This is a genomic window from Magnetospira thiophila (assembly GCF_054657015.1).
In genome coordinates this window covers 1155533-1177790 of record NZ_BAAHXF010000002.1, presented here as the reverse complement: position 1 = coordinate 1177790, position 22258 = coordinate 1155533, and the positions used below count along the sequence as shown (strand labels likewise).

The 22258-nt window shown below is 61.0% G+C and carries 23 protein-coding genes; 14 read left to right on the top strand and 9 right to left on the bottom strand.

Annotated features, from left to right (window positions below; translation table 11 throughout):
- Positions 1 to 115 precede the first annotated feature (115 nt).
- From flgB to recA, 8 genes are all read left to right on the top strand, one after another.
- A complete protein-coding gene (flgB, locus tag ACYQ1P_RS15340) occupies positions 116 to 535 on the top strand; it encodes a flagellar basal body rod protein FlgB (RefSeq protein WP_460021216.1) in 420 nt (139 codons plus the stop codon).
- A 33-nt stretch (positions 536 to 568) separates the two neighbouring features.
- Positions 569 to 982 carry a flagellar basal body rod protein FlgC gene (gene flgC / locus ACYQ1P_RS15335; RefSeq protein WP_460021215.1) on the top strand — a complete coding sequence of 138 codons (414 nt, stop codon included), beginning with the start codon at positions 569 to 571 and terminating at the stop codon, positions 980 to 982.
- Positions 983 to 1011: 29 nt separating this feature from the next.
- Entirely contained in the window at positions 1012 to 1341 is a 330-nt protein-coding gene (gene fliE / locus ACYQ1P_RS15330) for a flagellar hook-basal body complex protein FliE (RefSeq protein ID WP_460021214.1), read from the top strand.
- Between the two features lie 31 nt (positions 1342 to 1372).
- Positions 1373 to 1636 carry a flagellar biosynthetic protein FliQ gene (locus ACYQ1P_RS15325; RefSeq protein WP_460021213.1) on the top strand — a complete coding sequence of 88 codons (264 nt, stop codon included), beginning with the start codon at positions 1373 to 1375 and terminating at the stop codon, positions 1634 to 1636.
- Between the two features lie 30 nt (positions 1637 to 1666).
- Positions 1667 to 2428 carry a flagellar biosynthetic protein FliR gene (locus tag ACYQ1P_RS15320; RefSeq protein ID WP_460021212.1) on the top strand — a complete coding sequence of 254 codons (762 nt, stop codon included), beginning with the start codon at positions 1667 to 1669 and terminating at the stop codon, positions 2426 to 2428.
- A 60-nt stretch (positions 2429 to 2488) separates the two neighbouring features.
- Positions 2489 to 3577 carry a flagellar biosynthesis protein FlhB gene (flhB, locus tag ACYQ1P_RS15315; protein ID WP_460021211.1) on the top strand — a complete coding sequence of 363 codons (1089 nt, stop codon included), beginning with the start codon at positions 2489 to 2491 and terminating at the stop codon, positions 3575 to 3577.
- A 5-nt stretch (positions 3578 to 3582) separates the two neighbouring features.
- On the top strand, positions 3583 to 6315 hold the full coding sequence (locus tag ACYQ1P_RS15310) for a hybrid sensor histidine kinase/response regulator (RefSeq protein WP_460021210.1): 2733 nt from the start codon (positions 3583 to 3585) through the stop codon (positions 6313 to 6315).
- Between the two features lie 201 nt (positions 6316 to 6516).
- A complete protein-coding gene (gene recA, locus ACYQ1P_RS15305) occupies positions 6517 to 7614 on the top strand; it encodes a recombinase RecA (RefSeq protein ID WP_460021209.1) in 1098 nt (365 codons plus the stop codon).
- A 143-nt stretch (positions 7615 to 7757) separates the two neighbouring features.
- On the opposite strand, the gene ACYQ1P_RS15300 is transcribed toward recA, so the two are convergent.
- Positions 7758 to 7943 carry a hypothetical protein gene (locus ACYQ1P_RS15300; protein ID WP_460021208.1) on the bottom strand — a complete coding sequence of 62 codons (186 nt, stop codon included), beginning with the start codon at positions 7941 to 7943 and terminating at the stop codon, positions 7758 to 7760.
- Positions 7944 to 8085: 142 nt separating this feature from the next.
- Here ACYQ1P_RS15300 and alaS point away from each other — a divergent pair, with 142 nt between their 5' ends.
- The 3 genes from alaS to ACYQ1P_RS15285 all read left to right on the top strand — a co-directional run bounded on the left by alaS (position 8086) and on the right by ACYQ1P_RS15285 (position 13562).
- The gene (alaS, locus tag ACYQ1P_RS15295) at positions 8086 to 10740 is read left to right on the top strand and encodes an alanine--tRNA ligase (RefSeq protein ID WP_460021207.1); all 2655 of its coding nucleotides are present in this window, start codon (positions 8086 to 8088) and stop codon (positions 10738 to 10740) included.
- The gene (locus tag ACYQ1P_RS15290; protein ID WP_460021206.1) at positions 10740 to 11948 is read left to right on the top strand and encodes an MFS transporter; all 1209 of its coding nucleotides are present in this window, start codon (positions 10740 to 10742) and stop codon (positions 11946 to 11948) included. Before alaS ends, ACYQ1P_RS15290 begins: the two co-directional genes overlap by 1 nt.
- A gap of 75 nt (positions 11949 to 12023) precedes the next feature.
- Positions 12024 to 13562 (top strand): LPD3 domain-containing protein, encoded by a 1539-nt coding sequence (locus ACYQ1P_RS15285; protein WP_460021205.1) that lies wholly within the window; start codon positions 12024 to 12026, stop codon positions 13560 to 13562.
- 347 nt (positions 13563 to 13909) lie between these two features.
- Here the strand turns inward: ACYQ1P_RS15285 and cobD are convergent, their stop codons facing one another.
- Positions 13910 to 14911 carry a threonine-phosphate decarboxylase CobD gene (gene cobD / locus ACYQ1P_RS15280; RefSeq protein WP_460021204.1) on the bottom strand — a complete coding sequence of 334 codons (1002 nt, stop codon included), beginning with the start codon at positions 14909 to 14911 and terminating at the stop codon, positions 13910 to 13912.
- Positions 14912 to 14997: 86 nt separating this feature from the next.
- On the opposite strand from cobD, the gene ACYQ1P_RS15275 reads away from it, so the two are divergent.
- Entirely contained in the window at positions 14998 to 15570 is a 573-nt protein-coding gene (locus ACYQ1P_RS15275; RefSeq protein WP_460021203.1) for an exonuclease domain-containing protein, read from the top strand.
- On the opposite strand, the gene ACYQ1P_RS15270 is transcribed toward ACYQ1P_RS15275, so the two are convergent.
- The 4 genes from ACYQ1P_RS15270 to radA are packed head-to-tail and all read right to left on the bottom strand — an operon-like array spanning position 15544 to position 19892.
- Positions 15544 to 16302 carry an SDR family NAD(P)-dependent oxidoreductase gene (locus tag ACYQ1P_RS15270; RefSeq protein ID WP_460021202.1) on the bottom strand — a complete coding sequence of 253 codons (759 nt, stop codon included), beginning with the start codon at positions 16300 to 16302 and terminating at the stop codon, positions 15544 to 15546. The two genes, ACYQ1P_RS15275 and ACYQ1P_RS15270, sit on opposite strands and share 27 nt — an antisense overlap.
- Positions 16303 to 17784, bottom strand: a complete 1482-nt coding sequence (purF, locus tag ACYQ1P_RS15265; protein ID WP_460021201.1) for an amidophosphoribosyltransferase — start codon at positions 17782 to 17784, stop codon at positions 16303 to 16305.
- 26 nt (positions 17785 to 17810) lie between these two features.
- Positions 17811 to 18482, bottom strand: coding sequence for a CvpA family protein (locus tag ACYQ1P_RS15260; protein ID WP_460021200.1), 672 nt, complete (start codon positions 18480 to 18482; stop codon positions 17811 to 17813).
- A 12-nt stretch (positions 18483 to 18494) separates the two neighbouring features.
- Positions 18495 to 19892 carry a DNA repair protein RadA gene (gene radA / locus ACYQ1P_RS15255; protein ID WP_460021199.1) on the bottom strand — a complete coding sequence of 466 codons (1398 nt, stop codon included), beginning with the start codon at positions 19890 to 19892 and terminating at the stop codon, positions 18495 to 18497.
- Between the two features lie 108 nt (positions 19893 to 20000).
- Between radA and ACYQ1P_RS15250 the strand changes: the two genes are divergently transcribed.
- Positions 20001 to 20183: a DUF1192 domain-containing protein gene (locus tag ACYQ1P_RS15250; RefSeq protein ID WP_460021198.1), complete on the top strand. Its 183-nt coding sequence runs from the start codon at positions 20001 to 20003 to the stop codon at positions 20181 to 20183.
- A 136-nt stretch (positions 20184 to 20319) separates the two neighbouring features.
- Here ACYQ1P_RS15250 and ACYQ1P_RS15245 read toward each other — a convergent pair whose 3' ends face one another.
- The 3 genes from ACYQ1P_RS15245 to rpmE form a co-directional block, all read right to left on the bottom strand.
- Positions 20320 to 20532: a YgaP family membrane protein gene (locus ACYQ1P_RS15245; RefSeq protein WP_460021197.1), complete on the bottom strand. Its 213-nt coding sequence runs from the start codon at positions 20530 to 20532 to the stop codon at positions 20320 to 20322.
- 132 nt (positions 20533 to 20664) lie between these two features.
- Positions 20665 to 21123, bottom strand: a complete 459-nt coding sequence (locus tag ACYQ1P_RS15240) for an Hsp20 family protein (RefSeq protein WP_460021196.1) — start codon at positions 21121 to 21123, stop codon at positions 20665 to 20667.
- A gap of 416 nt (positions 21124 to 21539) precedes the next feature.
- The gene (gene rpmE / locus ACYQ1P_RS15235) at positions 21540 to 21764 is read right to left on the bottom strand and encodes a 50S ribosomal protein L31 (RefSeq protein WP_460021195.1); all 225 of its coding nucleotides are present in this window, start codon (positions 21762 to 21764) and stop codon (positions 21540 to 21542) included.
- A gap of 116 nt (positions 21765 to 21880) precedes the next feature.
- On the opposite strand from rpmE, the gene cyaY reads away from it, so the two are divergent.
- The gene (gene cyaY / locus ACYQ1P_RS15230; protein ID WP_460021194.1) at positions 21881 to 22198 is read left to right on the top strand and encodes an iron donor protein CyaY; all 318 of its coding nucleotides are present in this window, start codon (positions 21881 to 21883) and stop codon (positions 22196 to 22198) included.
- Positions 22199 to 22258: the final 60 nt, after the last annotated feature.

Sequence of the window (22258 nt, the reverse complement as noted above, 5' to 3'; positions counted from 1 at the left end):
GGGCATTAAACGAGTCTTAAGTGTGGTCGTTTCCTTCCCGGAAAGAGATTCATTGTTCTTTAAGGGCGTTTCGGGCATACTGGAGCGTGGAAGAGTAACCCTGCGAGGATTCCCCATGGCCGACCTGAATCTGGGCCTTAATGGTATTACGACGTTCAAGGCATTGAAGGAGCGCATGAAATGGACGGCGCACCGGCAGGCCGTGTTGTCGCAGAACATTGCCAATGCGGATACGCCGGAATACCGTCCCAAGGACCTCAAGCCCATGGAATTCGAGGACATGGTGCGCAATAAGTTGCAGATCACGCCGGTGCAACAGACCAATCCGCAGCATATGCAGGGCACCCTGGGCCAAGGGACCTATCGGGCTCAGGAGGAACGGCAGACCTACGAAACCTCGCCCGACGGCAACGCCGTGTTGCTGGAAGAGCAGTTGATGCGGATGGGACAGAACGATATTTCGCAGAAGCTGTCGTCGCAGCTCTATCGCAAGCATCTGGAAATGGTCAAGATGGCGGCGGGCAAGGGCAACTGAGTGGGATGACAAGGCAACAAGGATCGACCCGAAATGGCGGATGACCTCCTCAAATCAATGCAGATCTCGGCGGCGGGCATGAAGGCCCAGGGCACCCGCTTGCGCGTGGTGTCCGAAAATGTCGCCAACGTGAATTCCCTGGGCACCCAGCCGGGGCAGGAGCCTTATCGCCGCAAGCTGGTGACGTTCAAGAACGAACTGGATCGGGATCTTGGCGCCCATATGGTGCAGGTGGACCGCATTCGCGAGGACAAGTCCGAACTGCAAATGAAATTCGATCCCCAGCATCCGGCGGCCGATGAAAACGGTTATGTCAAGGTGCCCAATATCAATACCCTGATCGAGATGATGGATATGCGGGAGGCCCAACGGTCCTATGACGCGAACCTGAATGTCATCAAATCGTCGCGCCGCATGTTGAACAATACGTTGGATATTCTCCGATAGACTTTCCTATCGGCGGTAAGGAGGTTCCGATGCCTGTTGATCCCACTGCCATGACAAATGCCATCGCCGCCTATGGCGACCGGGCACGGGCCATTCGCAACGCCACGCCGGGCGGCAATCCCGGTATCCAGGGCGAAGGGCCCGATGAGTTCGCATCGCTGGTCAAGAGCGCCATCCGCGAGGCCGTGCAGGAGAGCAAACAGACCGAGCAGCTTTCCGTCGCCGCCGCCTTCGGCAAGGCCGATGTCAATCAGGTCGTGACGGCGGTGGCCGAGGCCGAAGTGACCCTGAAGACCGTGGTCACGGTGCGCGACAAGATGGTTGAAGCCTATAAGGAAATTTTGCGCACACCCATGTAAGGGTGGGGCGAAATCCCATGGAGTTCCGCTCGTGACACAGATTACCGTCTTGGAAATGGGTCGCGAATCCATGTATGTCATTTTCAAGTTGGCGTTGCCGATCATGATGGCGGGCATGGGCATCGGCCTGATTATCGCCCTGTTTCAGGCGCTGACCTCGTTGCAGGAAATGACCCTGACGTTCGTGCCGAAAATCGTGGTGATTTTCGGAGCCCTGGTGGTTTTCCTGCCCTTCATGATGACCACCATGATTGAGTTCGGTCAGCATATTTTCGATATGATCATTGCCCTGTAGACCCACTGCCGATCGGAGCGCCGGACCCGTATGCTCGACGTTCTGCTGTCCTACAACATCTTTCATTTCTTTCTGGTGGCGGCACGGGTCGGCGGCACGATCATGATTCTGCCGGGGTTCAGCGCCCTCTATGTCCCGGTTCAGGTGCGGGTGCTGTTGACCCTGGCCATCTCGCTGGTCGTGGTGACCGCGGTGGCGGACCTGCTGCCGCCGTTGCCCAGTCATCCGGCTGAAATTTTCCGCCTGATCTTCATTGAGATGCTGGCCGGAGTGTTCATCGGGATGATCGCGCGCATCATCCTCGGGGCGTTGCAGACGGCGGGCACCATCGTCTCCTTGACCTCGGCCATGGCCAATGCCTTTACCATGGATCCGATTTCAGCCGAACAGGGGGCCATCGTCACCAGTTTTCTGACCACCGTGGCTTTGGCGCTGATTTTTGTCACCGACCTGCATCACCTGATGCTGATTTCCATTGTCGAGAGCTATACCCTGTTTTTGCCGGGGGTCATGCCGTCGGTCGCCGATATGGCCAATATCGTGACCGCCCGCGTGGCCGAAGCGTTTCTGCTCGGGGTGCGCATGGCCGGACCCTATCTGATGCTGAGTATCACCTATAACCTGGGATTGGGCCTGATGACCCGCTTGATGCCGGCGTTGCCGGTGTTTTTTGTCGCCATGCCGCTCCAGCTTTTGGGCTCCATCGCCCTGATGATGATTGTATTGCCTGGAATCATGCTGGTTTTTTTGCCGGAATTTCAGGATGCCTTCTCTGCATTCCTCGAACCGTGAACATGCTATTCTTAGGGGCCGCACCTTGTCTTTTGGTGCGTATCCAGCAGGGAACCCGTAATGGCTGAAGACGACTCTGACAAAACAGAAGAACCGACAGACAGAAAACTGAGTCGGGCCCGAGAAGAGGGGCAGTCGGCGACCTCCCAGGAAGTGAAAAGCTGGGGCATTCTGGCTGCGGGTACGCTGCTTTTGATGACCGTCGCCCCCGCCATGTTCGTCAATTTGCGGGAGGTGCTGCGCAAATTCATCGAGGCCCCGGACAAGATTCCGACCGATTTCCAGCAGCTCTATTTGATCATGGTTCTATCTGCCCAGGAGGTGGTCGGCGCGGTCTGGCCGATGTTCCTGATTCTGGTGCTGGTGGCCCTGGCGGTCAATCTGGGGCAAACGGGGCTGATGTGGGCCCCGAAGAAAATCATGCCCAAGCTCAACAATATTTCCCCCATTGCCGGGTTCAAGCGCCTGTTTTCCGTCAAGGCGGTGGTCGAACTGCTCAAGGGCATTCTCAAGATGGTCATTGTCACCTTCGTGACGACCATCGTCGTGACTCCCATCCTGATGGACATGGAAATCATTCCGGCCCTGTCCTTCCAGGAGTTGATGTTGCGGCTGGAGGATCTGGCCCTGACCATGCTCGGGGCGACGGTGATCGTGACCTCGGTCATCGCCGTGCTGGACTATATTTTCCAGCGTTATACCTTCTTCAAAGGCCTGCGTATGAGCCTTCAGGAGGTCAAGGACGAGCACAAACAGACCGAAGGCGACCCCAAGGTCAAATCAAAGATCCGCAGCCTGCGCATGCAACGGGCGCGCGAGCGCATGATGGCGGCGGTGCCGCAGGCCGATGTGGTCATCACCAACCCGACCCATTACGCTGTCGCCATGAGCTACAAGATGGAGGAAATGGCCGCTCCCATCGTGGTCGCCAAGGGCATCGACGAGGTGGCCCTGCGTATCCGCGATCTGGCCGAGGAACACGAGGTCCCGATTGTTGAGAATGCACCGCTGGCGCAGGCCCTTTATGCGACGGTCGAGCTTGACGCGGAGGTTCCACCGGAACATTACAAAGCGGTGGCCGAGGTGATCGGCTATGTGATGCGCATGAAAGGGGGGCACGCCGCGACGGCGGCCCCGGCGGGAGGATGAGTAGCGTGAATTTGGTCCGCCAGGAGGGAAACAGGGCCCCGGAAGGCCCCGTCGGAGAACAGCCCAAGGCCCATCCCTGGCTGGACGAGGCCCCGGAATCGCCCGGTCGGCGCAAGACCGTGTCCCTGTGGCCCTGGACCCTGGGATTCGTCCTTTTGGGGCTGCTCGCCACCGTCGTCCTGCTCTATCCCTCCGAACTCCTGGTGCGGGCCGGATATGCGGTCACGGATCGCAATGCCTGGCTGGCGGCGGCCATTCCCGGGGTATTGGCGCTGGGCGTGTTGTTTCGATTGCTGGTCTTGATTTTCGGTGAGGACTCCCCCTCCACCGGCCATCCCTCTCCGGGGGAATTGTTGTTGGCGGCGGCGGAGGCCGAGCGGGAGGGCTGGGGACTGGTCGATCCTGACGGTGTGATCCTGCATGCCAATCTGGCATTCGAACAACTGTTTCCGTCCAGCCGCGCCGATGAGGCGGCACCGACGGAAATGCCGATTGATACGGTGGCCGAGCGACTGGCCGCCGATCCGACGTCCCTGGCGGCCTTCCGCCGTCTTCACGAACGGGCCGGGAACGGTCATCCGGGAGAAGCCGAAATGCGGGTGCGAGGTCCCGGGGGCACCGTCGAGGGACGGCGACTCTCGGTCACGCCGTTGCCGCAGGAGGGAGGGCAGGTGGGCTACGCCCTGTGGCGGGTGGCCCCGCTGCGCGAGAAACCCGCCCCGCCGGTGGAACTGGACACCGAGGATAGCGGCGCGCGGGCCCTGCGGCGGGATCTGTTGGACAATCTGCCAGTGGGGGTGTTCGCCATCGGCGACGATGGACGTTTCCGTTATGTCAATTCGACCATGGCCGATTGGTTGGGGCGGCCGGTGCGCAGTTTGCTGGAAGACCCCGCCGGGTTGGCCAGCTATATCCCGGAAGCGCCAGAGGAACAGCGCAGCTATGACGGAGAGCAGGGCGAGGGGCAGCACGGCGAAGTCCTGTTGCAAAGCGCCACGGGGGATCGCTTTTCCATCTATCTGCATCAGTCGAGCCGCGAATCCGAGGACGGGAATTTCGTCTACAGCCGCTCGGTGGCGCTGCGGGATCTGGTGCCCAGGGCCTCGGGACAGTCCCGGATGCTCGATACCAGCGAGGAAGAAGAAGCCGGTTTCGCCCTGCGTCATCTGCGCGAAGGGCAGCGGTGGTTGTTCCTGGATGCGCCGGTCGGCATCGTTTTGATTGATCATTCGGGACAGGTGCTTGACTGCAACAGGGCCTATCAACGGCTGATCGGGCGGCATCGGGAGGCGGTGGTGGGCTGGCCGCTCTCCGACCGTATCTCCCGCGAGGATCAAGGCGACATGGCGGCCCAGTTGTCGAAGCTGGTGATGGGCACTCAGAAGGCGGCGCATTTCGAGGTCCGCATGCCAGGGGTCAACGAACGCGAAGTCTCGGCTTCGGTCTATGCCAGCCAGATGGTCGACGTGGAGGGCGAACCCATTGGCGCGGTGCTGCATTTCATCGACACCACCGAGCAAAAGGTGCTGGAACAACAGTTCAATCAATCGCAGAAAATGCAGGCCGTCGGGCAGTTGGCCGGGGGCGTGGCCCATGATTTCAACAATCTGCTGACCGCCATGATCGGTTTCTGTGATCTGTTGCTGACCCGTCATGGGCCGGGCGATCCGTCGTTCAAGGATATCATGCAGATCAAGCAGAACGCCAACCGGGCCACCGATTTGGTGCGGCAACTGCTGGCCTTTTCCCGTCGGCAAACCTTGCAACCGCGGCTGATGAACATCAATGATGCCTTGTCGGAACTGTCGAAGATGCTGCGCCGTCTGCTCGGCGAGACCATCGAGTTGAATCTGGCCCCTTGCCCCAATCCGGCCCTGGTGCGGGTCGATCCCGGGCAGTTCGATCAGGTGGTGGTCAATCTGGTGGTCAATGCCCGCGACGCCATGCAGGGGGGTGGGCTGGTCACCATCCGCACCAAGACCGTCGATTTTCAGGAGCCGGTGAATCGGGGTCATGAAACTCTGCCAGCGGGACCTTACGTGGTGGTCGAGGTGAGCGATACCGGGACCGGCATCGCCAAAGAGGATATCGGACGCATTTTCGAGCCCTTCTTCTCCACCAAGGAAGTGGGCAAGGGGACCGGTCTGGGGCTGTCCACCGTATACGGCATCGTCTGCCAGACCTCGGGGTTCATATTCGTCGATTCGGCCCAGGGCGAGGGCACCTCGTTCACCATCTTCTTGCCCCGATTCGAGCCGGAAACCGAGGATGAACAACAGATCCTGAATGAACAGGTAGCGGGCTCCGGCGTGCCTCTGCGGCGACGGCTGGTGGAAACCCAGGAAGCCGACCTGAGTGGCACCGGCACCATTTTGCTGGTCGAGGACGAGGAGGCGGTGCGCCTGTTCGGCACCCGCGCCTTGAGCCTCAAGGGCTACGACGTGATGGAGGCGGCGGACGGCGAGCAGGCGCTGGAAATCGTCCAACGGTTGGACCGTCCCCTGGATATGATCATCTCCGACGTGGTGATGCCCGGCATGGACGGTCAGACCCTGGTGCGGCTGGTTCGGCACGAGATGCCGTCGGTCAAGACCATCCTGATTTCCGGATATGCCGAGGACGCCATCCCGGAGGAAATCGGTCGCGATCCGACCATCCATTTCCTGCCCAAGCCGTTCAGCCTCAAGCAACTGGCGGCCAAGGTCAAAGAGGTCATGGAGGCGAAGCCCGAGGCCTGATTCGGCCCCGGGTTTGCGTCCCGCATGACGAAAGACTGGTCGCTGTTCACATCCATGAATGAGCCGTGAACATTTCAGGTATAAACATGGTAACTATATGATATATAATGAAATTATGGCCCTTTACAGAACGGAACAAATACGGTACATTTCCTCATGACTTGCATCGTGTTCAACCGCATGAAATAAGGGGTCGAAGAGATGAACCAGACCGCGCTTCGCCTGGTGGATAAGGATACCATGGACAGAAATAAGGCATTGGACGCCGCCGTCGCTCAGATTGAGCGCGCGTTCGGCAAAGGCTCCATCATGAAACTCGGCCAGCGTCAGAGCGCGGTCGATATCGAATCCATTTCGACCGGCTCCCTGGGGCTCGATATCGCGCTGGGCATCGGCGGGTTGCCGAAGGGGCGGGTGGTCGAAATCTATGGTCCGGAAAGTTCGGGCAAGACGACCCTGGCCCTGCATGTGGTGGCCGAATCGCAAAAGGCCGGGGGCACCTGTGCCTTCATCGACGCGGAACATGCCATGGACCCGGGCTACGCCCGCAAGCTGGGGGTCAACCTGGACGATTTGCTGATTTCCCAGCCCGATGCCGGGGAACAGGCGCTGGAAATCGCCGATACCCTGGTGCGCTCCGGGGCGGTGGATGTGCTGGTCATCGATTCCGTGGCGGCGCTGGTGCCGCGGGCGGAATTGGAAGGCGAGATGGGCGATACCCATGTGGGCCTACAGGCGCGGCTGATGAGTCAGGCGCTGCGTAAGCTGACCGCCTCGGTTTCCCGCTCCAACACCCTGATCATCTTCATCAACCAGATCCGCATGAAGATCGGTGTGATGTTCGGCAATCCGGAAACCACCACCGGCGGCAACGCGCTGAAGTTCTATGCCTCCGTGCGGCTGGAAATCCGCCGCACCGGTCAGATCAAGGATCGCGACGAAGTGGTCGGCAACTCGACCCGGGTCAAGGTGGTGAAGAACAAGGTGGCCCCGCCGTTCAAGCAGGCCGAGTTTGACATCATGTATGGCGAGGGCTTTTCCAAGACCGGCGAATTGCTGGATTTGGGCGTCAAGGCAGGCATCGTCGACAAGTCCGGCTCCTGGTTCTCCTATGGGGATCAACGGATCGGCCAGGGCCGCGAAAATGCCAAGGGCTTCCTGCGCGACAATCCGGCCATGGCCGACGAGATCGAAGCCGCCATCCGCCAGTCGGCAGGTATTCTTTCCGAAGCCATGATGGCCGACCCGGACGACATGGACAGCAATGCCGACGCCGATGAGGCCCCGGCGGCGGAGTAAGTCCAGGGATCAGGGGAGCCGCAGGCCCAGAGGGTTTTCGGCTCCCTTTTCCCATGGTGCCAAGGGAAACAGGGGCGCCGCAGCCGCACAGATCCCTCATTCCGAGCTTGTCGAAAGATCGCGAGGTAAGGGGGCCGCTTGACTTACGGTTCAGTCGGCTTGGTCTTTGTCCGGTTGAGCTTCAGACCCTTGGGTTTTTGCTTGTCCGGGTTGGCGGTCTTGAACTTGCCGAACAGCACGCAGCCCTTCATGGCCGGGTCGCAGGCATGGCCGCGCACCTTGGTGCATTGACCTTTATCTTCATGGGGACAGCCCCAGCCGCTGCTCATGTTCATTCCCGCCGATGACATCTGGAGCCATTTTGTGCGGTTCCACGAGGGGGTGCAAGGGTCGGTGCGCTGGACAGGCCTTCGCGGGCGCGGTAAAAGCGTCTCCTGCCCATGCAACAATTGGCTTCGCCGGGATTCCGCCATGCAGACCGCCAACGACATTCGCCGCACGTTTTTGGAATTTTTCCATCGCAACGGTCATGAGATCGTCGAGTCCAGCCCGCTGGTGCCGCTCAACGACCCAACCTTGATGTTCACCAATGCGGGGATGGTGCAGTTCAAGAATGTCTTCACCGGCAATGAGTCGCGGCCCTACAGCACCGCCACGTCATCGCAGAAATGCGTGCGCGCCGGGGGCAAGCACAACGATCTGGAAAATGTCGGACGCACCGCCCGCCACCATACTTTTTTCGAGATGCTGGGCAATTTCTCCTTTGGCGACTATTTCAAGGACCGGGCCATCGAATTGGCCTGGGAACTGGTAACCCGCGAATACGGGCTGCCCAAGGAGCGGTTGCTGGTCACCGTCTATGCGGAAGACGACCAGGCGTTCGATCTGTGGAAAAAAGTCGCCGGACTGCCGGACAGCAAAATTATCCGCATTCCCACGTCGGATAATTTCTGGGCCATGGGCGACACCGGGCCTTGCGGTCCCTGCTCGGAGATCTTCTACGATCACGGCGATCATATCCCCGGCGGTCCTCCGGGCTCGCCGGACGAGGATGGTGACCGCTTCATCGAAATCTGGAATCTGGTGTTCATGCAATATGAACAGGTGTCGGCGGACCAGCGCAACGATCTGCCGCGGCCCTCCATCGACACCGGCATGGGCCTGGAGCGCATCGCCGCCGTGCTCCAGGGCACCCACGACAATTACGACGTGGACCTGCTGCGGGTGCTGATCGAGGCCTCGGCCGAGGCCACTGGCACCGAACCAGATGGTCCGCAAAAAATCTCTCATCGGGTGATCGCCGATCATTTGCGCGCCTGTTCGTTCCTCATTGCCGACGGGGTGCTGCCGTCCAACGAGGGGCGCGGCTATGTGCTGCGCCGGATCATGCGCCGGGCCATGCGCCATGCCCATATGATGGGCACCCAGGACCCGCTGCTGTGGCGTCTGGTCCCGGCCCTGACCGCCAAGATGGGACAGGCCTTCCCGGAACTGAACCGCGCCCAGCCGCTGATCCAGGAAACCATGAAGCTGGAGGAAACCCGCTTCAAGAAACTGCTCGATCGTGGATTGGGCCTGCTCGACGAGGAAACCCGGGGCATGGCCGCCGGGGCCGAATTGTCCGGCGATGTCGCCTTCAAACTTTATGACACCTACGGCTTTCCGCTCGATCTGACCCAGGACGCCCTGAAGGGGCGCGGCATCGGGGTCGATGAAGTGGCCTTCAACGCGGCCATGGATCGCCAGCGGGCCGAGGCGCGGGCCGCCTGGGCTGGGTCCGGCGACGCGGCCACCGACAAGGTCTGGTTTGAAATCCGTCAGGACATCGGGGCCACCGAGTTCCTCGGTTATGAAAACGAGACGGCTGAGGGTCAAGTGGTGGCGCTGGTGGTCGATGGGATGCGGGTCGACCATGCGCAAGCCGGGGCCGAGGTCGCCCTGGTGGTCAATCAGACCCCCTTTTATGGCGAATCCGGCGGTCAGATGGGCGACCGGGGCACGATCTATCTGGCCGGTGGTGGTCGAATCGAAATTAACGATACCCAAAAGAAGCTGGGCGATTTGTACGTGCATTTGGGCCGGGTGGTCGAGGGCCGGGTATCCCTGGGCGATGACGTGCGCCTGCGGGTCGATCATCAGCGCCGGGCGGCAGTGCGCGCCAACCATTCGGCGACCCATTTGCTACACGAAGCCTTGCGCCGCCGTCTGGGCGATCATGTGACCCAGAAGGGCTCCATGGTCTCCGGTGATCGGCTGCGCTTCGATATCAGCCATCCCAAGCCGGTGGACAGCGCCGAAATGGCCGACGCGGAAATCTGGGTCAATGACCAGGTGCGCCGCAACGCCGACGTGGTGACCCGCCTGATGACCCCTGAAGAAGCCATCGCTCAAGGGGCCATGGCGCTGTTCGGCGAGAAATACGGTGACGAGGTGCGGGTGGTCTCCATGGGGGCCGATGCGGACGGCAGTGTTTTTTCCACCGAGCTGTGCGGCGGCACCCATGTGCGGCGCACCGGCGACATTGGTCTGTTCAAGGTGGTTTCTGAAAGCGCCGTGGCGGCCGGGGTGCGGCGGGTCGAGGCGCTGACCGGGGCGGCCGCCGTGGCCCATATGGAAGCCCAGGAAAAGCTGTTGCTGCAAACGGCGGCGGTGCTCAAGGTGGCTCCGGCGGATGTGGCGAACCGAGTGGAAAGTCTGGTCGAGGAGCGGCGGCGGCTGGAAAAGGAAGTGGTCGACTTGCGCAAGAAACTGGCTACCGGCGCGGCCTCCGGCGGTGGTGGGGGCGGCGATGTTCAGGAGGTCGGCGGGGTCAAATACGCCCCGCGCCTGCTCGACGGCGTTCCGGCCAAGGAACTCAAAGGCATGGCCGACGAGATCAAGAAACAGATTGGCTCCGGCGTGGTGGCTCTGGTGGCGGTCAGCGACGGCAAGGCCTCTTTGGTGGTGGCGGTCAGCGACGATCTGACCGACCGCCTCAGCGCCGTGGATCTGGTGCGCGCCGGATCGGCGGCCCTGGGGGGCAAGGGCGGCGGCGGCCGTCCGGACATGGCCCAGGCGGGCGGCCCAGACGCAGACAAGGGGCAACAGGCCCTGGAGGCCATCGCGGCGGCGTTGGGTGGCGCATGATGCGAAAGGGCATTGCGGCCCGCAGCCCCGAGGGGTTCTTGTTCCTGCTGTCCATCGCCTTGCCGTTGGCCCATGCCACCTGGATGGCGCTGCTGAACAATTTCGCTGTCGAGCAGGCGGCCTTCACCGGTCGTGAAATCGGCATCTTGCAGTCGTTGCGCGAGATTCCAGGCTTTTTGTCGTTCGGCGCGGTGTTCGTGCTGCTGCTGATGCGCGAACAGACCCTGGCCCTGGTGGCCTTGCTGCTGTTGGGCATCGGCACCGCGGCAACGGGGTTCTTTCCGACTGAAGTCGGGCTCTATGCGACCACAGTGGTGATGTCCATCGGCTTTCATTATTTCGAGACCGTGCGCCAATCGCTAACCCTGCAATGGATCGGTAAGGAACGCGCTCCGCAAGTGCTGGGCAAGCTGATGTCGGTTGGCTCGCTGGCCACCATCGGTGCCTTCGCCTTGATCTATGTCACGGTGAGCTTCTTTGGCCTCAGCATGCCCTGGGTTTATCTGCTCGGTGGCGGGGCCGCTGTGATCCTGACCCTGCTGGCCTGGATCTGGTTTCCAAAATTCCCCCAGGGGGTGGAGCAACACAAGAAGTTGATCCTGCGCCGTCGCTATTGGCTGTTTTACGCCCTGACCTTCATGTCCGGGGCGCGGCGGCAGATTTTCGTCGTCTTTGCCGGGTTTTTGATGGTCGAGAAATTCGGCTTCGATGTGACGGCCATGACCCTGATGCTGTTGGCCAACCATACCCTGAACAGTTATCTGGCCCCGAAAATCGGGCGACTCATCGCCCATTGGGGCGAGCGGCGGGTGCTGGTGCTGGAATATGTCGGGTTGATCTGCGTGTTCGCCTCCTACGCCTTCGTCGAGACGGCCTGGGTCGCGGTGGGCCTCTATGTGATCGACCACCTGTTCTTTTCCATGGCCATCTCCCTGAAGACCTATTTTCAGAAAATCGCCGATCCGGCGGATATGGCCTCCACCTCCGGGGTCAGTTTCTCCATCAACCATGTGGCCGCCGTGGTCATTCCGGCGGCTTTCGGCCTGCTGTGGCTGGCCTCGCCCAGTTATGTGTTCCTGGCCGGGAGCGGCATGGCGGCGCTGTCATTGGGGCTGTCCCTGATGGTGCCCCGGGACCCCATGCCGGGTCAGGAAGTGGTGTGGCAGGAACGTCCCAGGGCAAATTCCGCTCAATCTGAATCATGTTGATGCAGCAATGGGAACATTGCCGACCTTTACGCCCAATATAAGCCGACCATCCAGGCCAAGATCGCCCAAGGGGCCGTGCGACGCGACGAGGCCGGTCTGGAGCGAATCATCGAGCGGGCGCGGGTTGATTCATCCAGGCTGACCAAAGCATCCGGAGTCTCGGATTATCCAATACTTGATCACCTGCGCAGCCTTGGCGGTGTTGACCCCAAATCAAAGCTGGCCGCCGAATTGGCGCACTATGGCATTCGGCCCGGGGAGAAAGCGGCGCGTGGGCTGTTCAAGAAAGGCGGACTCAAGGACGTGGACAACCTGGAGCGCCGGGACGCGCTGAAGGACATGCCGGGCGACGGAACCTATGGCGACTATGCCGACCGCCAGGAAATCCTGGACGCCATTCAAAGCGAGTGGATGGGGCGGCCCGTGCGGACCCAGGAAGACCAGGACGCCCTGGCCGCAACCGTCGCCCCCGTCGAAGACCTGCTGCGGGTCCTGGATGAACTCGGCCTCGACATCAACGAAATGTCGAACCAGGAGATCATCAAGGCGATCCGCGAGGCGACGGCGGAAGACGGCGGGTTGGAGCAGGCTATCAACGCCGGAGTCGACGAAAATCGTCAAGTAGCGGTTGTCGATCTGACGAAGCTGCCGAACTCCGCGCAGACGCCACAGGACTTAATGGCGGAATTGAAGGTATGGGCCGAAGTTGAGATTCCGACATCTGACCAGGACAAGATTGTTCAGATCCTGCGAAGCAGCCGTCGGCGTTCGCATATTGTCCGATCTGGCGCTCCAATTCGTCGGAGTGATTTTGGAGTGCGGACTAAATCGATCGAGAACATTATTGATGTGCTGGGTGCGTCTGTTCTGATTGAGAGCACACCAAACCGAAAGGTTACGGAAAAACCGGACGTCGATAGCTACCACAGATTCTATGTGCCGGTTTGGGATGGGCAGAAGGTTGCTGTCATTCGCTTGGTCGCTGAGCAGACGAAGGCGGGAATCCAGGTCAGGCCGGGGCTATTTGATCTTTATGATGTTGTGGTCGAGAGAAAGGCCCCTGCTGCCGTTGGCGGGTTACCAAGTGGGTCCGCACCATCTAAGGCAGGCCAGGGGCCTTCATCCATAAATATACGCGAGATGTTGTCTGGTATCAAGGACACTGACGGCCATATCTACTTTCAAGCCGCCCGGCACGGGACAGATCCCCGGATTCTCTACCAGACCAAGCGCGGCTCCTACAACCCCGCCACCCGCACTATTTCCCTGTTCGAGCAGAAGAACCTCACGACCCTGCTCCATGAAAGCGGTCACGCCTTTTTGGAGATCCTGCGCGACATCGCCGCTGACCCCAATGCGCCGCAACAGATTCGGGACGATTGGAAATCCGTGCTGGATTGGATGGGTGTCGAAACGTTCCCGACCGACACTGAGGCCTTGCGCCCCCTGCACGAAAAATGGGCGCGGGCGTTCGAAGACTATCTGATGACCGGCAAGCCCCCGAGCGAGGACCTGCGGCCGGCGTTCCGGCGCTTCGCTGATTGGCTGGTCGGGGTCTACAAGGACCTGCGCGGCCTGTCAAAGGACGCCGGTCACAAGGTCACGGTCCACTAGACCGAGGCAGCCCCAAGACGAAACCACGGTCATGCGGCAGCCAACCCGCGCATATGAGCTTGCTCAACTGTTGACATTAGCTCCGCCTCCTGCCATGGGCACCGCTGAAATTCAGCGCCTGGGTGAAACCGGGAGGTAAAGGCATGCCGGAAATCATTGACAGCGAACATGAGAGCAGCTTGCTGAAATAGCCGTTTTTCAGTGTCCCGCCTCGCCCTTCGACAGGCTCAGGGTGATGCTAACTTATTGAAAATATTTAATATATTCATGCTGAGCGTGTCGAAGCATGAGCGTGTCGAAGCATGAGGAGCGACATCCGCTAAATCTGACTTTTTCAGCAAGCTGTTCTAGAGACTAGGGAGACGAAGCGCTTCAGTCAATCGTTGCCAATCCTCCGGCGACCCCGGCAGTCCAAAGCGCAGCCAGTCCGGGGCCTCGGGAAACGGGCGGGTGAGGATCGCCGCCTGACAGAGGCGCTCGAACAGGGCCGCGGCGTCGGGATGGCGGGCCAGTTGGAACAGCGCCGTACCGCCGATGATCTCCAGGCCTGCTTGTTGCAACAACGCAGCGAGGCGTTCACTGTCCCGGCTCAGGGCGGCGCGGGTGGCGGCGATCCAGGGGCCATCGCCCAGGGCCTGGGTGCCGATGGTCAGGGCCGGGCCGGAAACCGCCCAGGGACCGAAGGCCCGCTCCCATTGGCGGGCCCGTGTGGGCACGGCCAAGACCACGCCGAGGCGCAATCCGGCCAGCCCGAAGAATTTTCCGAACGACCGCAGCACCACCAGATTTTCGAACCCGACACGCGGTGCGAGGGACAGTTCCGGATGGGGATCGGCGAAGGCCTCGTCCACCACCACCAGAACGCCTTGCGCGGCCAGATCGAGCAGGTCTTCGCGGGGCTGGCGGGTGCCGGTGGGATTGTTGGGCTGCACGACCACCAGCACCCGGGCCGCTTCGGGCAAACGCTCGAGCGCGGGAATGGTCAGCACATTGTGCCCGCCCAAACGCCAGCAGGCGACATGTTCGCCATAGGTGGGGCTGAGAACGGCAACCGTGGTTGGCGGAATCAGACGGGGTAGCCATTGAATGGCGGCCTGGGTGCCCGGCGTGGCGACCACCACTTCCGGGCTGTTGAGACCATAGCAGGCCACCACGGCGTCCTTGAATTGATCCAGGGACTCTTGCTCGGGCAGTCGGCTCCAGACCTGCGGATCGAGTGTTGGCACCGGATAGGGATGGGGATTGATACCGGTAGACAAGTCCAGCCATCGCGCGGCCGGGATCCCGGTCCGTTGGGCCGCCGCATCCAGGGCACCGCCATGGTGATGAAAGGGAGTCGGTTTGATCATCGGGCCATAATACCTGTATCCTTTTGGCCGTCGATGCTTGTATGACTGCCGGACATCGGATCATTGCAAAAAGTCGGAGCGGCCCCTTGAACGCGCCCTTTCCCCTGCTCGGCGATATTGTCGTCTATGACCTGGAATTCACCGCCTGGCCCGGTTCCATGGAATTTGACTGGTCGAGGCCGGGGGAATATCGGGAAATCGTCCAAATCGGTGCGGTGCGCCTGGATGGCCGAATGGGATTGACGGAAAAACAGGCCCTGACTGTTCTTTGCCATCCGATCAAAAATCCGCAACTGAGCGCCTATTTCACGAATCTTACTGGAATCACCCAGCCCGACCTGGATGCGGAGGGGGTCAGCTTCCCATCCGCATTGCAGCGCTTTCTCGACTTCGGAGCCGGAGCCGGGGCCTGGGTCGCCAACGGGCATGATTATGATATTCTGTGCGAAAACTGTGCCCTGCACCGGATCACGGTGCCGCAACTGAGCGCCTACGATATCTCCAACTGGATCTCTGCCAAACTGGAACAGCCTGAGCATGTGGACAGTCATACCCTGTCGGTCAGCCTGAACCTGTCGCCACAGGGTCGGGCCCACGATGGCCTGGCCGATGCCCGAACCATTGCTGCCGCTTTACGCCGGATGCTCGGGATTTCCTGATCCATCCAGCCGGATGATCTCGCCAGTCATGGTGCAGTCGGCAGCGGCCAAATCGACAAAGGCATCGGTGATGCTTTCAGGGGATTTCAGGCTGTCGGGATTTTCGCCCGGATAGGCCGAGGCGCGCATGCGGGTGCGGGTCGCTCCCGGATCAATCAGATTGGCCTTGATGGCGGTGACTTTTTCCACTTCCAGGGCATAGGAGCGGACCATGTATTCCAATGCAATCTTGCTGACTCCGTAGGTCGCCCAATAGACCCGGGGGGCCTTGGTGGTGCCGGACGTCAGGAAGATGGCGCGTCCCGCTTCAGATTGCCGCAGCAGGGGGTCGAGGGCACGAATCAGTCGCCAGTTGGCGGTCAAATTGATCCCCAGAACCTTGTCCCATTCCTTGAGTTCGATCTGGTGCATGGGGGTCAGGCTGCCCAGCAGTCCGGCATTGCCGACCAGGACATCCAGCCGCCCGAAGCGCTGATAAAGAGCCGCAGCCACCTGATCAATGGCGTCGAAATCCAGCAGGTCCAGGGGGACCAGGGTTGGCGCCTCAAAGCCCGCGCCGCGCAATTCGTCGTCCAGTTCCTCCAGTGCGCCCTGGGTGCGGGCCATCAGTATCAGGTGCGCTCCCTCGGCGGCGAAACGACGGGCCACAGCTTGGCCAATGCCTCGTGAGGCTCCGGTGATCAAGGCGATGCGTCCGGACAGACGACCGGAGGAGGACGTGCTTTCAGTCATTTATCGGCTTTCGGTCAGCAGGGTCAGTTGTTCGGGCATGCCATTGCTGTCCTTCAGGTCGGTCAGCTTGGTGGGATAATCGCTGGTGAAGCAGGCATCACAGTAGCAGGGCTTCTCGGCATTGCGCCCGGGCTCGCCGACCGCGCGGTAGAGCCCGTCCGGACTCACGAAGGCCAGGCTGTCGACACCGATGTATTCGGCCATGGCCTTTAGATCCATGCGGCAGGCCAACAATTTCTCCTTTTCCGGCGTGTCGATGCCATAGTAACAGGAGTTGCTGGTCGGCGGGCTGGAGATGCGCATGTGCACTTCCTTGGCCCCGGCGGCGCGAACCATTTCGACGATCTTGATGGAGGTGGTGCCGCGCACAATGGAATCATCGACGAGAATGACCCGCTTGTTGGCCAGGTAGGCCCCATTGGCATTATGCTTCAACCGCACCCCCAGATGGCGAATCTGGTCCGATGGTTCAATAAAGGTGCGGCCCACATAGTGATTGCGGATGATACCCAGGTCAAAGGGGATGCCGGATTCCTCGGCATAGCCCAGGGCAGCCGGGACGCCGCTATCGGGGACAGGGACCACCATGTCGGCCTCCACATGGCTTTCCCGGGCCAATTCAACACCGATTTGTTTGCGTACCCCGTACACGTTGAGACCTTCCATCACGCTGTCGGGGCGGGCGAAATAAACATATTCAAAAATGCAAAAGCGTTGTTTGGTCGGCGCGAAGGGCTTGATGCTGCGCATGCCGGTTTCATCAATGACGATGATCTCGCCCGGTTCCACATCACGCACGTACTCGGCCCCGATGATGTCGAGAGCGCAGGTTTCGGAACTCAGAATCAGCGCCTCGCCCAGACGTCCGAGGACCAACGGCCGAACGCCCAACGGATCGCGGACACCGATCATCTTCTTGCGGGTCAGGGCGACCAGGGAATAGGCCCCTTCCAATTGCCGCAGGGCGTCGATCATCCGATCCACCACTGTCGAATAGAGGCTGGTGGCAACCAGATGGATGATAATCTCGGTGTCCATGGTGGATTGGAACAGACAGCCCCGGTTGACCAGCGATTTGCGCACCGAGCGGGCATTGGTCAGGTTGCCGTTATGGGCGATGGCCATGCCGCCGAAGGCGAAATCGGCAAAAATCGGTTGCACGTTGCGCAACAGGGTGCCGCCGGTGGTCGAATAGCGCACATGGCCGATGGCCACTTCACCGACCAACTGATCCATCACCGCCTGGGTGCTGAAGGTATCGCCGACCAGCCCCAGAGCCCGGTGGGTGAAAAAATGTCCCTTGTCGTAGGCGACGATGCCCGCAGCTTCCTGTCCCCGATGTTGCAGGGCGTGCAGGCCCAGGGCGGTCAATTGGGCGGAATCCTTATGCCCATAAACACCGAATACCCCGCATTCTTCGCGCGGTCGATCAGATGGCAGAAAATCCTCGGGGGAGGGGGCTGGGGTCGGTATATCGGACATGGGATGGTCCTGTTCGCTGGCCGTCACTATTGATTGGTCTGGATGAGCCGTTCCAAAGCCTTGCGCTCCCGGTTGTCGTAACCGGACGGCGGTGTCTCCGGGTTTTGTCGCAACTGCGGGTCGATCACCTGACGCAGGACCTTTTCGGCTTCCATGGCCCGGTTGACGTCGTCGCGGGTCTGGTTGGCCTGGGTCGCGCCCTTGGCGGCCAGATCCTCCGGCACCAAGCGCTTGAGCGCCTCGGCACCGGCGACCACCAGCGGCAGGGAGCGTGCTTCGGTCACCCAACTGGGGCGTTCCTCCGGCGGCACGGCCCAGTCCAGGGCGATCCAGGCCAGAGACACCAAAACACCGCCACGAATCAGACCGAACAGGAATCCCAGCGAGCGGTCAAGAACGTTCAGGGCGCTGTCGCGGACGCCGCGGGACAAGGCCCGCGAGACCAGGGACAGAATGACCAGACTGCCAATGAACAAAACCGCCCCGGCGGCCAGATCGGCGGCCAATTCCACGGGAATCAATTCGCGCGCATAGGGGCGGACCAGGGGCAGGCCATAGATGGTGACGAAAATGGCCCCCAGCCAACCGGCGATGGACAGCACTTCGTGCACGAATCCCCGGCTGTAGGCGAGCATCCCCGACAGCAAAAGGACCAGCGCGACAGCGATGTCGATGGCATTGACCGGCAGGTTCTCCATAAGCCCTCTTTCCTAGACCGCGCCCGCACCCTGCGACAGGCTCGCGCCATTGTCAAACAGTCTGAGCAGGTCATCCAGATGGGAGACCTCGCGCAAGGCGATTCCGGACGGTCCGGCGTCGCCGTCCCGGTGCCGCCGTTTGGGGATGATGGCCTGGGTAAAGCCCAGTTTGGCCGCTTCCTTCAGGCGCGCATCGGCCCGACCGACGGCGCGGATTTCCCCCGACAGGCCGATTTCTCCGAACACCACGGTACCCGGCGGCACCGGCTGGCCGCTGACCGAAGAGGCCAGCGCCGCCGCCACCGCCAGATCCGCCGCCGGCTCGCCGATGCGCAATCCCCCGGCGACGTTCAGATAGACCTCGTGGCCGCTCAGGGACAGCCCACAGCGCGCTTCCATCACCGCCAGCAGCATGGACAGCCGTCCGGAATCCCAGCCGACCACGGCGCGGCGCGGAGTCGACATGGTGGACGGCGCGATCAGCGATTGCAGTTCCACCAGCACCGGACGCGAGCCTTCCAGCCCGGCGAACACACAGGCCCCCGACACATCGTCCCGGTGATCGGCCAGGAACAGGGCCGAGGGGTTGGGCACCTCGGCCAGTCCCCGTTCGGTCATCTCGAACACGCCGATTTCGTCGGTCGCTCCGAAACGGTTTTTGACCGCCCGTAAAATACGGAACTGATGACCCCGGTCGCCTTCGAAATAGAGCACCGTATCGACCATATGTTCGAGCACTCGGGGACCGGCGATGGCCCCTTCCTTGGTCACATGGCCGACCAGCACCACGGTAATGCCGCGCCGCTTGGCCAGCCGGATCAATTCGTGCGACGAGGCGCGCACCTGACCCACCGTGCCCGGCGCCGAATCCAGGTTGTCCAGATACATGGTCTGGATGGAATCAATGATCGCCACGTCGGGGCCGTCGGGACCTTCCAGGGTGGCGACGATATCGCGCACACTGGTCGCGGCGGCCAATTGCACATTGGCTTCCGACAGGCCGAGGCGGGCGGCGCGCAGGCGAATCTGATCAACCGATTCCTCGCCGGAGATATAGGCACAGCTCTGATCGCCGCTCAGTGCCGCCGTGACCTGCAATAACAATGTGGATTTCCCGATTCCCGGATCACCGCCGACCAGCAGCGCCGAACCGGGCACCAGCCCGCCGCCGCACACCCGATCAAACTCGGCAATGCCGGTGGTCTTGCGGGCCGTGTTGCTCATGGGCCCGCTCAGTTCGACAAAGGATATGCGCCGCCCCTTGCCCTTGCCCAGCCCCTTCGGCGCCGACTCCGGAGCCTGTTCCTCGCTCAACGAATTCCACGCCCCACAAGCCTCGCACTTGCCCGCCCATTTCGGGTAAGACGCGCCGCATTGCTGACAGACATACTGGTGAGAGGCTTTGGCCAAGGGGGGCTCCGAAATTTGAATGACCTATGAATAAGGCCAGAGACCGTGCAATGACAAGCAAGGGATCATATGTTTGTATCAGCATCGAACAGGGCAGGGAGTGAATACATGGATACCGACGATCTGGAACCCAAGCGGCCGGTGGTGGGGGCGCCCGACTTGGCGGGCATGTCCATTGAAGCCCTGGGGGATTATATCGCGCAGTTGGAAACCGAGATCGAACGGGCGCGGGCGGCCATCGAGGGCAAGCAGGCGGCCCGGGCCGGGGCGGAATCGGTCTTTAAGTTTTAATCTGCCGTTAATCGGCTCTTAAGGAATGGCCGGTATTCTGGCCTTGATCGGATATCCCCCGATCTGACTTGGATACCTCCCTGACTAACGCCGCCTCGCACCGCCCACTTCGCGAGGCGGCGATTTCATGTGCGGGTTAGGCCTGTTCTTTTTGCTCGGCAACGGAACAGGTGTTGATGCCGAACAGCCCATAGGGCGGGCACCAACCCAGTAGTCCGGTCCCCAGCGGCACCAGTCCAAGCAGTCCGATGTAGTTCATCGGAGTCTCCAGGGCGAAAAACAGGAAGAACACGACAATTCCGACGACGATGCGAATCGCCCGGTCGATACGGCCAACGTTGCGGTTCATGGGGCAAACTCCCGATGCGGTGAAAAAGACGCTGGCCCAACTCATGACCCATTCGGCGCTTGGGATCAAGGTCCGAACGACGGGGGCGTCCCCTTTCAGAGACGCCCCGCATTCATTTAAGCGGGAGCGCGGTCAGGCCGCTTTTTGCTCCAGCTTCTTCGGCGTGTCACCCGCGCTGATCTCGATCTTGCGCGGCTTCAGGGCCTCGGGCACCTCATGCACCAGGTCGATATGCAGCAGCCCGTCCTTCATGCTGGCCCCAGAGACCTTGATATGGTCGGCCAGTTGGAAATGGCGCTGGAAGGCGCGGGTGGCGATGCCGCGATGCAGATAGGTGGTGCCGTCTTCGGGGGTCTCAATGCGACCGGAAACGGTGAGGGTGGCGTTCTCTACCGTGAGCTCGATGTCTGACTCGGCAAACCCGGCCACCGCCATGGTGATCCGGTAGTTGTCCTCGCCCAGCTTTTCGATGTTATAGGGCGGATAGGCGGCATTGGTCTCGTCCAGGCGCAAGGCGCTGTCCATCAAACGCTGCATGCGATCAAAGCCGACGGTGGAACGGAACAGGGGAGAGAAATCGTAACGGGTCATGGCATGTTCTCCTTTGAGCAACATGGATGTTTCATGTGGGACGCCCGCAGGCGCTCCCGGTTCACGAGGCCCGGAACCCGCAACCGGCATTCCGTCCTCACGGTTCAATTTATTTTGGATTTTTTCGGTCGCAAGGGGGGCAAGGAAAATTTTTTTCCGTCTGATGAAGCGGATGGAATCTTGCCGCTGCATCGGTACAGTGGACGGGATTCCAGGTTCCAGGCCCAAGGAAGTGAGCCATGAAATTCGCCGTCTTGTTGCTATTGCTGCTGGGGATCGCGGCCCTATGGTTGGGCGTTGCCGACAAGCACGGCCTGCACGGCCTGTTGCACGGCCTCGGACTGGTCAAATGAACTCAAGGCCCCGGAGGACTGCTCTCGGGGCCTTGAAAATATACAGAAGGTGGCTCGGGAAGCTTACTGCTTGATCCCGAAGCTGGAGAACTTCTTGTTGAACTTGGCCAGCTGGCCGCCGGAATCGAGCAGGCGGTGCACGCCGGTCCAGGCCGGATGCGATTTGGCGTCGATATCCAGTTTCAACACGTCGCCTTCCTTGCCCCAGGTGGACTGGGTGGTGAAGGTGGACCCATCGGTCATCTGGACCGTGATCTCGTGGTACTCTGGATGAATGTCTTTTTTCATGTCTCGCGCTCCGAAATTCGAAGGCGCTTGTATAGCGAAGCCTGGATGTGGGCGCAAGGGTTGTTCTGCGGCTTTGGTCGCTTTATCTAAGAGGCAGCCAACCTGAGGAGCCGAACATGGACGCCAGCACCTTCGAAACCATCGCCGACAAGACCCTCGACAGCTATGCGGAAATCATCGACGAGCTTATCGGCGATGTGGCCGATGTGGAATTCCAGAGCGGCATCCTGACCATCGACCTGGAAGGGGTCGGGCAATACGTGGTCAACAAGCAGGCCCCGACCCGCCAAATCTGGCTGTCGTCGCCGGTCAGCGGGGCCAGCCACTATGCCTACGAAGACGGCGTCTGGCGCTCGACCCGCAGCGACGACATCCTGTCAGAATTGCTGGCCCGGGAACTGAGCGAAAAGACCGGAGTCCGTGTTTCGCTTTAGCCGCTTGCTGAAAAAGCCGTTTTTCTGCGTCCCGCCTCGCCCTTCGACAAGCTCAGAGTG

What these genes read in the sequence shown, in the direction of transcription:
- ACYQ1P_RS15250 (WP_460021198.1), top strand. Translation starts at nt 20,001, where the DNA reads ATGGATACCGACGATCTGGAACCCAAGCGGCCGGTGGTGGGGGCGCCC.
- ACYQ1P_RS15240 (WP_460021196.1), bottom strand. Translation starts at nt 21,123, where the DNA reads ATGACCCGTTACGATTTCTCTCCCCTGTTCCGTTCCACCGTCGGCTTT.
- rpmE (WP_460021195.1), bottom strand. Translation starts at nt 21,764, where the DNA reads ATGAAAAAAGACATTCATCCAGAGTACCACGAGATCACGGTCCAGATG.
- recA (WP_460021209.1), top strand. Translation starts at nt 6,517, where the DNA reads ATGAACCAGACCGCGCTTCGCCTGGTGGATAAGGATACCATGGACAGA.
- ACYQ1P_RS15290 (WP_460021206.1), top strand. Translation starts at nt 10,740, where the DNA reads ATGCGAAAGGGCATTGCGGCCCGCAGCCCCGAGGGGTTCTTGTTCCTG.
- fliE (WP_460021214.1), top strand. Translation starts at nt 1,012, where the DNA reads ATGCCTGTTGATCCCACTGCCATGACAAATGCCATCGCCGCCTATGGC.
- flgB (WP_460021216.1), top strand. Translation starts at nt 116, where the DNA reads ATGGCCGACCTGAATCTGGGCCTTAATGGTATTACGACGTTCAAGGCA.
- ACYQ1P_RS15270 (WP_460021202.1), bottom strand. Translation starts at nt 16,302, where the DNA reads ATGACTGAAAGCACGTCCTCCTCCGGTCGTCTGTCCGGACGCATCGCC.
- purF (WP_460021201.1), bottom strand. Translation starts at nt 17,784, where the DNA reads ATGTCCGATATACCGACCCCAGCCCCCTCCCCCGAGGATTTTCTGCCA.
- cyaY (WP_460021194.1), top strand. Translation starts at nt 21,881, where the DNA reads ATGGACGCCAGCACCTTCGAAACCATCGCCGACAAGACCCTCGACAGC.
- flgC (WP_460021215.1), top strand. Translation starts at nt 569, where the DNA reads ATGGCGGATGACCTCCTCAAATCAATGCAGATCTCGGCGGCGGGCATG.
- ACYQ1P_RS15245 (WP_460021197.1), bottom strand. Translation starts at nt 20,532, where the DNA reads ATGAACCGCAACGTTGGCCGTATCGACCGGGCGATTCGCATCGTCGTC.
- flhB (WP_460021211.1), top strand. Translation starts at nt 2,489, where the DNA reads ATGGCTGAAGACGACTCTGACAAAACAGAAGAACCGACAGACAGAAAA.
- cobD (WP_460021204.1), bottom strand. Translation starts at nt 14,911, where the DNA reads ATGATCAAACCGACTCCCTTTCATCACCATGGCGGTGCCCTGGATGCG.
- ACYQ1P_RS15300 (WP_460021208.1), bottom strand. Translation starts at nt 7,943, where the DNA reads ATGAGCAGCGGCTGGGGCTGTCCCCATGAAGATAAAGGTCAATGCACC.
- ACYQ1P_RS15320 (WP_460021212.1), top strand. Translation starts at nt 1,667, where the DNA reads ATGCTCGACGTTCTGCTGTCCTACAACATCTTTCATTTCTTTCTGGTG.
- ACYQ1P_RS15260 (WP_460021200.1), bottom strand. Translation starts at nt 18,482, where the DNA reads ATGGAGAACCTGCCGGTCAATGCCATCGACATCGCTGTCGCGCTGGTC.
- alaS (WP_460021207.1), top strand. Translation starts at nt 8,086, where the DNA reads ATGCAGACCGCCAACGACATTCGCCGCACGTTTTTGGAATTTTTCCAT.